12 protein-coding genes are annotated in these 13,891 nt (G+C 69.9%); 8 read left to right on the top strand and 4 right to left on the bottom strand.

All coding sequences use genetic code 11. The annotated features are described in order from the left end of the window. Positions 1–64 precede the first annotated feature (64 nt). Positions 65–994 carry a hypothetical protein gene (locus AFR_RS33425; RefSeq protein WP_148308138.1) on the top strand — a complete coding sequence of 310 codons (930 nt, stop codon included), beginning with the start codon at positions 65–67 and terminating at the stop codon, positions 992–994. Positions 995–1,040: 46 nt separating this feature from the next. Beyond that, a complete protein-coding gene (locus AFR_RS33420) occupies positions 1,041–1,919 on the top strand; it encodes a siderophore-interacting protein (protein ID WP_023561249.1) in 879 nt (292 codons plus the stop codon). 64 nt (positions 1,920–1,983) lie between these two features. On the opposite strand, the gene AFR_RS33415 is transcribed toward AFR_RS33420, so the two are convergent. The 4 genes from AFR_RS33415 to AFR_RS33400 form a co-directional block, all read right to left on the bottom strand. Continuing rightward, complete coding sequence (locus AFR_RS33415) at positions 1,984–2,790, bottom strand: PrsW family intramembrane metalloprotease (protein WP_023561248.1); 807 nt, start codon at positions 2,788–2,790, stop codon at positions 1,984–1,986. 71 nt (positions 2,791–2,861) lie between these two features. Further along, on the bottom strand, positions 2,862–4,145 hold the full coding sequence (locus AFR_RS33410) for a multidrug effflux MFS transporter (protein WP_023561247.1): 1,284 nt from the start codon (positions 4,143–4,145) through the stop codon (positions 2,862–2,864). A 221-nt stretch (positions 4,146–4,366) separates the two neighbouring features. Next, entirely contained in the window at positions 4,367–5,995 is a 1,629-nt protein-coding gene (locus AFR_RS33405) for a beta-1,3-glucanase family protein (RefSeq protein ID WP_023561246.1), read from the bottom strand. A 184-nt stretch (positions 5,996–6,179) separates the two neighbouring features. Then, a complete protein-coding gene (locus AFR_RS33400) occupies positions 6,180–7,727 on the bottom strand; it encodes a ricin-type beta-trefoil lectin domain protein (RefSeq protein ID WP_023561245.1) in 1,548 nt (515 codons plus the stop codon). Positions 7,728–8,032: 305 nt separating this feature from the next. Here AFR_RS33400 and AFR_RS33395 point away from each other — a divergent pair, with 305 nt between their 5' ends. From AFR_RS33395 to AFR_RS33370, 6 genes are all read left to right on the top strand, one after another. Beyond that, positions 8,033–8,236, top strand: a complete 204-nt coding sequence (locus AFR_RS33395; RefSeq protein ID WP_023561244.1) for a cold-shock protein — start codon at positions 8,033–8,035, stop codon at positions 8,234–8,236. 85 nt (positions 8,237–8,321) lie between these two features. After that, positions 8,322–9,056, top strand: a complete 735-nt coding sequence (locus AFR_RS33390; RefSeq protein ID WP_023561243.1) for a class I SAM-dependent methyltransferase — start codon at positions 8,322–8,324, stop codon at positions 9,054–9,056. A 90-nt stretch (positions 9,057–9,146) separates the two neighbouring features. Then, positions 9,147–10,316 carry an NAD(+)/NADH kinase gene (locus AFR_RS33385; protein WP_041841336.1) on the top strand — a complete coding sequence of 390 codons (1,170 nt, stop codon included), beginning with the start codon at positions 9,147–9,149 and terminating at the stop codon, positions 10,314–10,316. Further along, entirely contained in the window at positions 10,313–10,606 is a 294-nt protein-coding gene (locus tag AFR_RS33380; RefSeq protein WP_023561241.1) for a UBP-type zinc finger domain-containing protein, read from the top strand. The genes AFR_RS33385 and AFR_RS33380 overlap by 4 nt, the downstream gene beginning before the upstream one ends. Positions 10,607–10,616: 10 nt before the next feature. Next, on the top strand, positions 10,617–12,275 hold the full coding sequence (locus tag AFR_RS33375; protein WP_023561240.1) for an NAD(P)/FAD-dependent oxidoreductase: 1,659 nt from the start codon (positions 10,617–10,619) through the stop codon (positions 12,273–12,275). Further along, positions 12,275–13,750 carry an ATP-binding protein gene (locus tag AFR_RS33370; RefSeq protein ID WP_023561239.1) on the top strand — a complete coding sequence of 492 codons (1,476 nt, stop codon included), beginning with the start codon at positions 12,275–12,277 and terminating at the stop codon, positions 13,748–13,750. Before AFR_RS33375 ends, AFR_RS33370 begins: the two co-directional genes overlap by 1 nt. Positions 13,751–13,891: the final 141 nt, after the last annotated feature.

Raw genomic sequence — 13,891 nt, 5'->3', positions numbered from 1 at the left:
GTTGGCGGACCCCGGCCGGGAACTCACCCCGCGTAACGGCACCGTCCCCCCGGACAGTCGCCCGGTGCCTCTGGCGCCGCCGGCCGGTGCAGACGACCTGCCGCGCTACCTCCATGCCCTCCGCCGGCTGGCGGACGCGGACGACCTGGCGGCGGCCCACTCCGGCTGCACCCTGGCGATCGACGTCGCCGGCCGTTTCGGCTCCGCGGCCGGTCTGGTGATGGCCTACTCGCAGCGCAGTTCCGTGGCGCGGCGGCAGGGCCGGCTGGCGGATGCCGTCCGCGACGCGGAGGCCGCCGCCGAGCTCCTCGCGGTTTCCGGCGCCGATCCTGCGGGTCCGGCCGCCGCGCTGCTGATGTCGCGTCGCATCGCCGTCCTCCTCGATCTCGGTCAGCTGGAGCTCGCGGACGGTCTGCTCGGGCCGGCGGGCTTCGGCGGCGAGCTGCCGGACCACCCCGAGTTCCTCCTTCTCCGGTACGTCCGCGGTCGCCTGCACACCGCGGTGGCGCGGCCCGGCGAGGGTTTGGCCGACCTCTACCGCTGCGGTGAACGTCTCGCGGTGCGGCGCTCGGACCATCCCGGTGTGCTGCCGTGGCGGTCGGCCGCCTCCGTGGTGCTGGCCGGTCTCGGCGCGGGCGAGGCGGCCGAGCGGCTGGCGGCCGAGGAGGTGACCCTGACCCGGCGGCACGGGCTGGCGTCGGCTCTCGGCCGGGCGTTGCGCATCCAGGGACAGATCCGGGGTGGCGCTGCCGGGCTCGCTTCCGCCGAGGAGGCGATCCGGGTGCTGCAGGGGACACCGCGGCGTTTTGAGCTGGCGACAGCGCTGGTCGACCACGGCGCCCTCCTGAACGCCGCGCGCCGCCGTCCTCAGGCGCGCCGGGTGCTGCGCGACGGCCTGGAGCTCGCGGAGGAGTGCGGGTCCCCGATGCTGGCGGACCGGGCGCGGACACTTTTTGCCGGGAGGGCATGGCACTGGAGCGGCGGGAATAGGTAAGGGTAGCCTTAGCTTTGTTGGCTTCCCCTCACCGAACGGACCGGTCATGACGACGACTGCCCCGGCGGCCGCCCGCACCACCCAGCCGTACCAGCCGTTTTCCCTCCGCGTGGCCGGCGTCAGGCGGCTGAGCAGCACCTTCGTCCGGGTGACCCTGTCCGGTGACTCACTGATCGACTTCGACCACCACGGTTACGACCAGCGGATGAGCCTGATCTTCATGCCCGAGGGCGCCGACTGCGACGCGTTCGCCCGCGAGGCGGACTGGATGGCCGCCTGGCGTTCCGGCCCCACGGACTCCTGGGCGCCACTGCGCGTCTACACGGTGCGGGCCTTCCGCCCGGAGTCGCTCGAGGTGGACGTCGACTTCGTCCTGCACGGCGACGCCAGCCCGGCGTCCCGCTGGGCGGGCCGGGCCTCGGTGGGCGATCGCATCGTGATGATCAGCGCCACGCCCGGCCACCCGGTCACCGACGTCGCCTGGCGCCCGCCCGCGGACGCGACCCGGCTGCTGCTGGCGGCGGACGAGACGGCCCTGCCGGCCGCCTCCTCGATCCTGGAGAGGCTGGACCGCCCGGCCCGGGCCTTCCTCGAGGTGCCCTTCCCCGACGACTGCCTGCCCATCGCCGGTCCCGCCGAGATCACCTGGCTCGTCCGCAGCCGGGGCGAGCGGCTCGAGCCCGTGCTCCGCGAGCAGCTGGACCGCGTCGCCCCGCCCGGCGCCCTCGACGACGTCGTCGAGCAGGAGGACGGCGACGTCTGGGACGTGCCCGAGAACCCCGCCGGCGGCTTCTACGCCTGGCTCGCCGGCGAGGCGGGCCCCGTGGTCTCGCTGCGCCGCCACCTGGTCACCGAACGCGGCGTCGACCGCCGCGCCGTCGCCTTCATGGGCTACTGGAAACGAGGCCGAGTCCAGCCCAACTGAGGTCGGCCCGCCCAGCTCCCGCTGCGCGGGCGAAACCTGGACCCTCGCCGCAGGCACGCAGACCCTAAATTGCCAGCGCTTCGCGCGGTGCGAAGGTGTTGTGCTCCGCGAAGGCGCGGTAGCGGTGGAGGGCGAGGAAGAGCCAGCCCAGGCTCAGGACCGCCAGGATGATGAACGGGATCACGCCGCCGAAGGTGTCCCAGGCGGTGTGCATCGCGACCGCGCCGATGAAGGTGCCGATGAACGCCAGCACCTTCTTGCCGGATGGGCTGGCGATCAGCGCCCAGAGCGCGCCGCAGGTCAGACCGGTCCACGCGGTGTGCCCGGCCGGTGCGGTGAGGCCGCGGACGAAGAGTGTCTCCTGGACCGTGGAGATGTTGCCCTGCGAGGACAGCAGTGCGGTGAAGCCGTAGCCCATCGTCTCCAGCGCGGCGAAGCCCATGCCGGACGCGACACCGATGACGAGCCCGTCGGAGGGCAGCCGTCGTCCGTGCCGGGCCAGCAGCAGGAAGAGCAGGATGACCGGCACGATCATCTTCGCGGTTTCCTCGATCAGCGCGACGAAGACCATCGGAAGGGCGCCGAGGCCGCGCAGCGCGTCGTACTCGAGGGTGCCCGCGACGACGACCCCGATGACCCCGCCGAAAAACGCCGCCGTGACCAGTGCGGACGCCGGCACCTGCCAGCGGCCGGTGCGGGCCTGCGCGAAGGTCAGGAAGGCCAGCGGAACCACGGTCGCGCCGAGCAGCAGCAGCGACGGGATGAAGTTCGGGTTCTGGGTCCGGACCAGCGTGCGCAGAACGATGACGTAGAGCACGAGGCCGATGACGAGCACACCGAGCCAGGCCCACCGGCGGGAGAGATCACGCATGGACGGATCCTTGCGTACACGACCGGGGTTCCGCCAGACCTGGCGAAACCCCGGTGCGTTACAGCCTTGTGTCAGTGGGCGACGGCCACGGCGGGCTCGCCGGCCTCGACCGGCAGCCGCCACGGGCGGACCACCACGAGGAGCACGACGTTGGCGGCAAGCATGCCGCCGGCGATGACAAACGCCATCCCGGTTGCGCCCGTGCCGAGGACGCCGACCAGCGGGGCCGCCAGGGCGCCGACGCCGAACTGCACGGCGCCGAGCAGGGCCGCGGCGGTGCCGGCCGCCTCGCCGTGGCGGGACAGGGCGAGGGCCGGGGCGTTCGGCAGGGCCAGGCCGGCCGAGGCGAGGACCACCCAGAGCGGCACGAGGACGCCGATCAGGCCGCCGAAGCCGGTTGCGGCGAAGAGCAGCAGGACCAGGCCGGCGACCGCGCCGCCGGCGAGGGCGGAGATCAGGATCTGCGACGGCGACCAGCGGCGCAGCAGCCGCACGTTGAGCTGCGTGGCCGTGATGAGGCCGACCGCGCCGGCGCCGAAGACGAAGCCGAACTGCTGCTGCGTCAGGCCGTACTGGTCCTGGAAGACGAACGACGAGCCCGACACGTACGCGAAGAGCGCCGCCATCGCGAGCCCCGCCACCAGGATCAGCCCGAGGTAGGTGCGGTCGGTGAAGAGCCGGCCGTAGTCGCGGAGCGTGCCCCCGACACCGCCGTTGCGGCGCCGCTCGACGGGCAGCGTCTCGGGCAGCGCCAGTGCGGTCACCGTGAGGATCGCGACGCCGAAGAGGGCGAGCACCACGAAGACGCCGCGCCAGGACGTCCAGTTGAGGGTGATGCCGCCGAGGGTGGGCGCGAGGATCGGCGCCGCGCCCATGACGAGCATCAGGCGGGAGAGGAGCTTCGCCGCGGCGAACCCGGTGAACAGGTCGCGGACGATGGCCATCGCGACGACCGCGGCCGCGGCGGCACCGAGGCCCTGCAGGACCCGGAGCGTGCCGAGGACGGCGAGGTTCGGGGCGATGACGCAGAGGACCGAGGCCAGGATGTGCACGGCGACACCGGCGAGCAGCGGCGCGCGGCGTCCGACCGCGTCGGAGACCGGGCCGATCAGCAGCTGGCCCAGCGCGAGACCGGCCAGCGTGCCGGTGAGCGTGAGCTGCACCGCCGCGGCCGTGGTCTGCAGGTCGTCCGTGATCGTCGGGAGCGACGGCAGGTACATGTCGATGGTGAGCGGGCCGAGGGCGATGAGGAAGCCGAGCACCAGCACGAGCTGCAGCCTCGCGCGAGAAGACATGAGCTCCCCGGGCGTCGGCGCCGCCGTCGGTGCTTCGAGGCGTTCGGGCGCCTGGGTCATGAAAGTGGGTCCCATCCGTCGTCTGGGTCGGGCGAGTACAGCGTCCGACACAGGTACGACAAGTTTCCGGGCCCAGCGGTGATTCCCCGAATTGGTCTTTGGTGCTCCCCGTCACAATATTCAGAATTGTTATATTGCGAGCAGGTAAAAAGCCCGGCACGTCGCACGGAATTGTGGAAATTCGGTTGACGTGCCGGGCCGGTTACGGACTATCGGTCAGATCAGAACGGCGTCATGATGATGCCGGCCTGGCGCGGGTCGCCGGAGTGCACGAGCGACTCCTGGTTCTGCACGTCGTCGAAGGCGAAGCCGTACGCCTTACCGTCCACCATCTGCTCGTGGATGATCCGCGAGTAGTGGTTGGTCAGGTTGCCCTTGTAGAAGTCGGCGGCCGTGCCGCTGGGCTGGGTGTCCAGCGTGCCGAGCGTGGTGCGGTGCATGGCGGCGCAGAGCGTCCGGGCGATCGGGCCGACGACCAGGTCGTTCGGTGCGCCCAGGGCCCCGTCGCAGCCCCACACGTTGGCGGTGGAGGGCTTGGTGAACGACGCCACCGTCTTGCCGGTGCTGTCGGTGAAGTTCATGACGTTGCCCGAGGTACGCCCGAAGAACTTGGTGTTCGGCTGGTCACCGAACGGCACCACGGTCAGGTTCTTGCCGGTGTACGCGTTCCACGCCGAGGTGATGTACGGGTCCAGGTACGTCGGGCTGAACTGTCCGCCGTCGGCCGCCTTGCCCGGTGCGAGCACCCGCAGCACGGTCCCGTCGGAGCGGGTGTAGACCGTCTTCTCGAAGCCCGCCTGCGCCTTGACCTGGTCGATGACCTTCTGGCGGCCGCCGGCCTTGACCTCACCGGTCTTCGTGGTGACGCCGTTGCCGCCCTGCACCGACACGACGTGCGGAACGGCGAACATGTCGACCTGCGAGCTGTTCAGCCACAGGCCCGAGTCGTTGAGCGTGAACTCGCTCCAGTCGAACAGGATGTCCTTGTTGGGGTCGGCGCCGGCCCACGGTGCGGGCTGCACGAGGCCGTCGGTGCTGAGCCGGAAGTCCAGCTTCTTGCCGAACGACATGTACAGGCGGCCGGACAGGTTCTTCGGCATCTTGATCGTGGTGCTGGAGCCGTTGGCCGGGCCGGGGATCGACACGTCGGGCGCCGGCACCGGTGTGGGCTGTCCGCCGGTCCAGTTGGTGAACGCGCCACCACTGTTCACGTACCCGAGCTTGCCGGTGGTGAGGTTGACGCCCAGCAGGTAGAGGAAGACGGCGTCGTTGCGGCCGGTGTTGTTCGTGATCTTGACCGGCAGCAGGCTCGAGGCCGGCGGGACGCTCGGGTCGGTCGTCGGCGGCGTGGTGGGCGACGTCGTCGGCGGCTTGGTGGTGGGTGCGGTGGTCGGGGGCTTTGTCGGCGCGACCGTGGTGGGCCGGGTCGTCGGCGCCGTCGTGGGCGCCGTCGGGCCGCCACCACCGCAGGGCTGACCGTTGAGCAGGCAGTTCAGCGGGGTTCCACCGGCACCGACCAGGCCGAACGAGACCTTGCCGCCGACCGGCACGTTGCCGTTCCAGGACCGGTTGGTGAAGGTCCGGTGGCTGCCGCTGGCGACCATCTCGGCCTCCCAGAAGCTGCCGATCGTGCCGCCGGCGGGGAGGTCGAACTCGACCTTCCAGGACGTCATGGCGGACGAGCCGCCGTTGGTGATCGTGACGTCGCCCTGCCAGCCGGTGCCCCAGTCGGAGGTTTTCGTGAAGGCGGCGGTGGCCGCGGCCGCGGATGCCGGGAGGGCGATCCAGGCGGTCCCCGCGGCTGCCACGACGGCGGCCACGGAGAGGATGAGTGTTCGCTTGCGGCGCATGGGGGAGTGCCTCCGGGGGGATCTCTAGGGGGTACTCCTAATTATTAGGACTCCTAACTGGGAACCGGTTAATTAAGACCATCATTAAAGTTCCGCTAACCGAAAATGCCCTGCTTGCGTACACTAAGAGTCGCCCGCCGATCGCAGAGAGCGCAATCGGCGGGCGATAACAGTTTTCCGGTGATTAAACGCGTCGCCACTTCTGGTTCAGGGTGCCACCGCAGTCCCACAACTGGATCCGGGCGCCGTCGTTGCCGTTCCAGTCCTTGATGTCGAGGCACTTGTTCGCCTGCGGGTTGACAAGATCACCCGCCGCCGAGAGCACGAACTGCTGAGCCGGGTTGCCGTTGCAGCCGACGATCTGGAGCTCCACTCCGCTCGCGGTCGAGCCCCAGGGGATGTCGAGGCACTTGTTGTTCGACGTCTGGAGCGTGCCGTTGACGGCGGCCCACTTCTGCGCGCCGCTGTTGTTGCAGTTCCACATCTGCACCAGGACGCCGTCGGAGAAGTTCGAGTTCGGCACGTCGAGGCACTTGTTGTTCCAGTTGCTCACGATCGACTGGCCGCTGCTGCCGCCGCCCGTGGTGGTCAGCGAGAGGCCGTAGACACCGAGGATCTCGTTGACGGGCTGGAACCACATGGTGCCGCCGGAGGAGCAGTTGCCCGAGCCGCCCGAGGTGACACCCTGCGCCTGGTTGCCGGAGATCCAGGAGCCGCCGGAGTCGCCCGGCTCGGCGCACGCGTTGCTGCGGGAGAGGCCGGAGACCGCCCCCTGGGAGTAGACGATGGTCTCGTTGCGGCCCAGGATCGTGCCGCAGCGCCAGCCGGAGGTCCGGCCGGAGCGGCAGACCGAGCTGCCGATCGCCGCGTCCTGCGAGCCCGCCACGGTGACGTTGCCACCCGCGTAGTTGTTCACCCACGGCTGCGGCGTCCAGTTGCCGTTGGTCCGCACCCAGGCGTAGTCGTTGCCCGGGAACGAGGAACCGGCGAAGGTGCCCTGCGAGACGTTGTTGTAACCGAGCGTCGGGCTGTTGACACCCCCGCAGTGGCCGGCGGTGACAAAACCGCCCGCGACCGAGAAGCCGACCGAGCAGAGCGTGTTGCCGTTGATCACGTACTGGTCACCGCCGCGGATGTCGTACAGGGGGCGGGGTGCCTCGGCGGCGTCGACGACGGTGACCGTGCCGGCGCCGCTGTCCTTCGCGAACTTGCGGGCCGCTGCCGCGGTGCCGGGCTTTGCCATGACGACGACCCGGTTGGTGGCGACGTCGACGTACCAGCCCCGGATCGCCGTGCCCTTCGCCTCGGCGGCGTTCTTGTCGAGGCGCTGACGGGCGGCCTCGAGGTCGCCGGCGCTCCGATCCACGATCTTGACCTCCGCACCCTCGGCGCGGACGGTGGCTGCCGCCTTCGGATCGGTGACGGCGACGGTGAGCCGCTCCGAACCGGACGGGATCCAGGCGCCGGCGAAGGTCTTGCCGAGCTGGGCGCGGAGCCGCTTCTCCACCACCGGTGCCGCCGCCTCGGTGGCGAGGCGGGAGGCGATCTGGTCGTCCGTGAGCTTCAGGTCGCGGCGCATCGCAGCTGCCATGCCCGGAGCCATGTCGAATGTCGAAGCCGCGGTGGGTGCGGCCGGCTCGGGTGTCTCGGCGGCAAAACTTGTGAACGGTGAGAGGCCGACGGCGGTGACGGCGACGGCGATGACGCCGAGCACCTTGACGGGACGGGACATGGGAATCCTTCCGCTGACCAGGGTGAACTTGCCGGGGAAGGAGAGCGCTCTCTCAATCGAAGTGTGTCGATTGTTGTTACAGCTGTCAAGAAACTTCAATGATCGTTGTCCATCGATGTCAATACGCGCCGTGACCGCGTTCGGGCTCCGAACGTGCTAGCTTTGAGGCGTTGCTGATTCCGATTTTTCATATTTGCCAGAGCCTGGTGGGTATTCGATCCCACCGGGCTTTTGTCGTATGAAGATCACGGACGGCGACGTGGCCCGCGAGGTGCGGGCTTCCTGTGGTTGCGAAAGGGCTTGACATGGCTGTCGGCACAGTGAAGTGGTTCAACGCGGACAAGGGCTTCGGCTTCATCACCCAGGACGGCGGTGCGCCGGACGTGTTCGCTCACTTCTCCGCCATCGCCTCTGACGGGTACCGCACCCTCGAAGAGAACCAGCGGGTCGAGTTCGACATCGAGCAGGGCCAGAAGGGCCTGCAGGCGGCGAACATCCGTCCCATCTGACGTACGTCTCGAGGGCCGTGCCTACCGCGTCGAGCGGGAGGTACGGCCCTCGGTCGTTGTCCCCCCATCTACGGAAACGAGTGGTGTGAAGACGTACTCCGGAGCCCCCTACGCTGTCGCGACACACAGTGCCCTGCAGCGACGTCTGCTGCGTAACGCCTCCTTCCCCGCCCGGGCGCCTCAGCAGGACGCCCTGCACATGACCCCCGTGCCGATGGTTCCGGAGGTGCACCTCTTCCTCGCCGAGGACTCCGTGCTGCTCTGGGCCCGGCTCGAGGCCGAGGCCGGCACACCGCTGCCGGCGCCGTACTGGGCGACCGCCTGGCCGGGCGGGCAGGCTCTCGCCCGCTACGTCCTGGACAACCCGGAGATCGTCGCCGGCCGCCGGGTCCTGGACCTCGCGTCCGGTTCCGGCCTGGTCGCCATCGCCGCCGCGCAGGCCGGTGCCGCCGAGGTGACCGCCGCCGACACCGACGCGTACGCCATCGCCGCCATCCAGGCGAACGCGAACGCCAACGGCGAGCAGATCGCCACCGTCGTCGAGGACCTCACCGGTGGTGACGGCAGCGACTTCGAGGTGATCCTCGCGGGCGACTGCCTCTACAACGCCGACGTCGCGGCCCTGATGCTGCCCTTCATCGGCCGCGCCATGAACCGCGGAGCCACGGTTCTGCTGGGTGACCCCGGTCGTGGTTACGCGCCTCCGGGACTGCTGCGGACCCTCACGACGTACCAGGAAGCGGTCCTGGGCGCCCAGGAGGACGGCCAGCGCAACGAGACCAGCGTGCTCACGCCGGTCGCGGTCGCCCTCACGAGCTGACCCACCCCTCGCCGGATCCCGGTCGGACGTGCAAGGCTGAACGCCGGCACGTGCGACCGGGGGTTGCTGGATGATCGTGGGGTATCCGTCATGGGGATGATCAAGGTGGTCGGGCTGGTCCTGCACCCGAGACGGGATTGCGGATCCGCCATCGATGCGATCGTCCGCTGGGCGACTTCGCGCGATGTGACCGTGCTCGGGCTGCACGACGAGATCAACCGGATCGACTGCGACGCCGTCGCGGTCTCCGCCGAGGAGATGGTCGACCGCGCCGGGCTGCTGGTCAGCCTGGGTGGCGACGGCACCATGCTCCGCACGATGCGCCTCGTCGAGGGGCGCAAGACGCCGGTTCTCGGGGTCAACGTGGGGCGTCTCGGCTTCCTCGCCGAGGTCGACCTGCCCGACCTGTCCGGGGCACTCTCGTCGATCGACGAGCACAAGTTCACCATCGAGTCGCGGACGGCGGTGCGCACCGTGCTGCCCGGCGGCGAGGAGGTGTCGGCCTTCAACGACATCGCTCTGGTCCGGGTTCCCGGCGACGGTCTGGCCCACGTCGGCATCACCGTCGAGGGCAGCAACTTCGTCCGGTACGCCGCGGACGCCGTGATCGTGGCCACACCGACCGGCTCCACGGCGTACAGCTTCTCGGCCGGTGGGCCGATCGTCTCGCCCAACGTCGAGGGTCTGCTCGTCAGCGCGGCGGCGGCGCACTCGTCCTTCAACCGGTCGCTGATGCTCTCCCCGGACGAGCAGCTCGAGCTGGAGGTGGCGGCGACCAGCGGCCGTCTCGCCGTCGAGGTCGACGGCATCATCCAGGGTTACGCGCAGCCCGGCGACAAGCTCAAGATCATCCCGGTGCCGGCCGCGGCCCAGGTCATCCGGTTCGGCCGGACCTCGTTCTACGAGCGGGCCCGCCGCAAGCTGAGGGTCGAGGGCAGCGCGCAGGTCGGCGGCGGTGACCCCGGTGATGCCACGGTCGTCGACAGCTTCGAGCAGTCGCGTTACGAGATCATCCTCGGCGGCGAGCTCGCCGGGGTGCTGCACTACCGCCGCCACGGCGGCCAGGTGGAGCTGGCGCACACCGAGATCGACCAGGCCTTCGAGGGCCAGGGCCTGGCCGGCCGGCTCGCCTCCGCCGCCCTCTCCGACGCCCGGGGCCGGGCCACACCCGTGGTGGTCTCCTGCCCCTTCGTCGCCGGCTACGTGGAGCGGCACCCCGAGTTCAACGACCTGATCGCCCCGGGAGGGACCCCAGCATGACCCAACCAGCCTGTACACACCTCGACCAGGCCAACGACGTCAAGCCGTCCGGCGACGGCTGTGTCGAGTGCCTGGCCACCGGTGGCCGCTGGGTGCACCTGCGGGTCTGCATGACCTGTGGTCACGTCGGCTGCTGCGACTCGTCGCCCGGCAAGCACGCGACCGCCCACTTCCACACCGTCGACCACCCGCTCGTGCAGTCGTACGAGCCGGGGGAGGACTGGTGGTGGTGCTACGCCGACAACGTCGCCTTCGAGGTTCCGGACGCTCCCTCGTTCACGCATCCCTGAGGACACAAGCATGGGTCATCCCGCCATCCTGACCGTCGACGACGACCCCTCCGTCTCCCGGGCCATCGCCCGTGACCTGCGCCGCCGGTACGGCGAGAACTACCGGATCATCCGTGCGGCCTCGGCCTCGGAGGCGCTCGAGGCGCTACGGGAGATCAAGCTGCGCGGCGGCCGGGTCGCGGTGATCCTGGCCGACTACCGGATGCCGCAGATGAACGGCATCGAGTTCCTGGAGCAGGCCATGGACCTGTTCCCGAACGCCCGCCGTGCGCTGCTGACCGCGTACGCCGACACGGACGCGGCCATCCAGGCGATCAACGTCGTCGACGTCGACCACTACCTGCTCAAGCCGTGGGACCCGCCGGAGGAGAAGCTCTACCCGGTCATCGACGCGCTGCTCGACGCGTGGCAGGCGACCGGTGACAAGGAGACCGAGGACATCCGGGTGGTCGGGCACCGGTGGAGCGAGCCGTCGTACCAGATCCGGGACTTCCTGGCGCGCAACCTCGTCCCGTACAAGTGGCTCGCCGCCGACGACCCGGAGGGCCGCCGTCTGCTGGAGGCGGCCGGGGTGGGCCCGGAGTCGATCCCGCTGGTCGTGACCGCGGACGGCCGGGCGATGGCGCAGCCCACCACGTCGGAGGTGGCCGAGGCGGCCGGGCTGTCGACGGCGCCCGAGCGTGACTTCTACGACCTGATCATCGTCGGTGGCGGCCCGGCCGGGCTCGGCGCTGCCGTCTACGGCGCCTCGGAGGGCCTCAAGACGCTGCTCGTGGAGCGGCAGGCCGTCGGCGGGCAGGCGGGCCAGAGCTCCCGCATCGAAAATTACCTGGGTTTCCCGGACGGCATCTCCGGCGCGCAGCTGACCGACCGGGCGCGGCGGCAGGCCGGCAAGTTCGAGGCCGAGGTGCTCAACACCCGCGAGGTGGTCGGCCTGCGGGCCGACGGGTCCGCCCGCACGCTGCACTTCGCCGACGGCGGCGAGGTGTCGGCCCACTCGATCGTCCTGGCCACGGGTGTCGCGTACAGGCCGCTGGTGGCCGACGGTGTCGCCGAGCTGACCGGCGCCGGTGTCTACTACGGCTCGGCCGCGACCGAGGGCCCGTCCTGCGCGGGCAGCGACGTCTACATCATCGGCGGTGCCAACTCCGCCGGTCAGGCCGCGCTCTTCTTCTCCCGGTACGCCCGCAGTGTCACCCTGCTGGTGCGCGGCGACTCGCTCGAGGCGTCGATGTCGTACTACCTCATCCAGCAGCTGAACAAGATCGAGAACATCAGCGTGCGGACGCGGTGCGAGGTGGTCGGCGCCCAGGGCAACGGTCACCTGCAGGCGATCACCATCTGCGACAGCAAGAACAACACCGTGACCAGCGTCGAGTGCGGTTACCTGTTCGTCTTCATCGGCGCCGAGCCCCGCACGGACTGGCTCGGCGACGCCGTCGCCCGGGACGAGAAGGGCTTCGTCTACACGGGCCCCGATCTGCTCTCAAATGGCACCCGTCCGACGGGATGGGATCGGGACCGGGATCCGTTCTACCTGGAGTGCAGTGTTCCCGGCATTTTCGCCGCCGGCGACGTCCGGGCCAACTCCGTCAAACGGGTGGCCTCGGCGGTCGGCGAGGGCGCGATGGCCGTCACGCTGGTCCATCGTTACCTGGAGGCACAGTAATGACCGACATCGACTCGGTGAAGGCGGTCGAGCTCGCACCTTGTGAACCCGGCAGGCTCACCATCGACGAGCTCCGCACGCTCTTCCTCTTCGAGAAGCTGACCGACGAGCAGCTGACCTGGATCGCCGACCACGGCTGCACGCAGCACGTCGACGCCGGCCAGATCGTCATCCAGGAGGGTGAGCCGGCCGAGCAGTTCTTCGTGCTGCTCAGCGGCACTATCGCGCTCAGCCGCCGGGTCGGTCAGGACGACGTGCAGACCACCCGCACCGAGCAGCGCGGCGTGTACATGGGCGCGACCCAGGCGTACATCCGCGACGACGGTGTTCCCCGCAAGTACATGGCGTCGATGCGGGCGCTCGACGACTCCGACTTCTTCGTGCTCAGCGCGGAGGACTTCGGCTGGCTCATGCGCGAGTGGTTCCCGATGGCGCTGCACCTGCTCGAGGGTCTGGCCCTGGGCATGCGCAGCACCCAGGCGGCGATCAGCGAACGGCAGCGGCTGGTCGCGCTGGGCGCTCTCTCCGCCGGTCTGATGCACGAGCTCAACAACCCCGCGGCGGCCGCCTCGCGGGCCACCGGCGCTCTGCGTCAACGGGTCGCCGGCATGCGCCACAAGCTGGGCATGCTCGCCGCGGGCAAGGTCGCCCCGGAACGCCTCGACGCGCTCGTCGAGCTCCAGGAGGACGTCATCGAGCGGGCCGCCAAGGCGCCGACGCTGACGGCCATGCAGGCCTCCGACCGGGAGGACGAGCTCGGCGACTGGATGGACGAGCACAACGTCACGGGTGGCTGGGACCTCGCACCGGTCTTCGCCCAGGGCGGCCTCGACCTCGAGTGCCTCGAGCTGATCAAGACCAAGGTCGTCGAGCCGGAGCTGCTCGACCAGGCCATCCACTGGATCGGGTACGCCCTCGAGACCGAGCAGCTGATGAGCGACATCGAGGACGCCACCGGCCGGGTCTCCTCGCTGGTCACCTCGGCCAAGCAGTATTCGCAGCTGGACCGGGCCGCCCACCAGTGGATCGACGTGCACACCGGGCTGGACAGCACCCTGGTGATGCTCAGCCACAAGATCGGCACCGGCGTCAAGGTGGTCAAGGACTACGACCGCGACCTGCCGCAGATCCCGGCGCACCCGGCCGAGCTCAACCAGGTCTGGACCAACATCATCGACAACGCGGTGCAGGCCATGCACGGCGCGGGCACGCTGACCATCAAGACGTACCGCAAGGAGGACCACCTCATCGTCTCGATCGGTGACAGCGGTCCGGGTGTCCCCGACGAGCTGCGCAAGCGGGTCTTCGAGCCGTTCTTCACCACGAAGGCGGTCGGCGAGGGCACGGGCCTCGGCCTCGACATCTCGTACCGCATCGTGGTCAACGGTCACGGCGGCGACATCGTCCTGGAGTCCAAGCCGGGCGACACGCGGTTCCTGGTGAGCCTCCCGCTCGTGGAGCCCTCCTCGCGCTGACCCTTATTCGGTGGAAGTGACCGCGGCGGCTTCGTATGCTCGTGATCAGCGGTGGGCGGCTCCCCGCGGTGCTTCCTTCTCAATCGACTGTTAATCGGAACACTAGCGTCGCGACTCTCCGCCCACCGCTTTCGCGTGTCT

Origin of the sequence: Amorphoplanes friuliensis DSM 7358 (assembly GCF_000494755.1) — a bacterium.
GTDB classification, from domain to species: Bacteria; Actinomycetota; Actinomycetes; order Mycobacteriales; family Micromonosporaceae; genus Actinoplanes; species Actinoplanes friuliensis.
This window is presented reverse-complemented; position numbering and strand designations above follow the sequence as displayed.

Bases quoted from the DNA above. Each gene is read 5' to 3' on its own strand.
- AFR_RS33420 (WP_023561249.1), top strand. From the start codon at position 1,041: ATGACGACGACTGCCCCGGCGGCCGCCCGCACCACCCAGCCGTACCAG.
- AFR_RS33415 (WP_023561248.1), bottom strand. From the start codon at position 2,790: ATGCGTGATCTCTCCCGCCGGTGGGCCTGGCTCGGTGTGCTCGTCATC.
- AFR_RS33410 (WP_023561247.1), bottom strand. From the start codon at position 4,145: ATGACCCAGGCGCCCGAACGCCTCGAAGCACCGACGGCGGCGCCGACG.
- AFR_RS33405 (WP_023561246.1), bottom strand. From the start codon at position 5,995: ATGCGCCGCAAGCGAACACTCATCCTCTCCGTGGCCGCCGTCGTGGCA.
- AFR_RS33400 (WP_023561245.1), bottom strand. From the start codon at position 7,727: ATGTCCCGTCCCGTCAAGGTGCTCGGCGTCATCGCCGTCGCCGTCACC.
- AFR_RS33395 (WP_023561244.1), top strand. From the start codon at position 8,033: ATGGCTGTCGGCACAGTGAAGTGGTTCAACGCGGACAAGGGCTTCGGC.
- AFR_RS33385 (WP_041841336.1), top strand. From the start codon at position 9,147: ATGGGGATGATCAAGGTGGTCGGGCTGGTCCTGCACCCGAGACGGGAT.
- AFR_RS33380 (WP_023561241.1), top strand. From the start codon at position 10,313: ATGACCCAACCAGCCTGTACACACCTCGACCAGGCCAACGACGTCAAG.
- AFR_RS33375 (WP_023561240.1), top strand. From the start codon at position 10,617: ATGGGTCATCCCGCCATCCTGACCGTCGACGACGACCCCTCCGTCTCC.
- AFR_RS33370 (WP_023561239.1), top strand. From the start codon at position 12,275: ATGACCGACATCGACTCGGTGAAGGCGGTCGAGCTCGCACCTTGTGAA.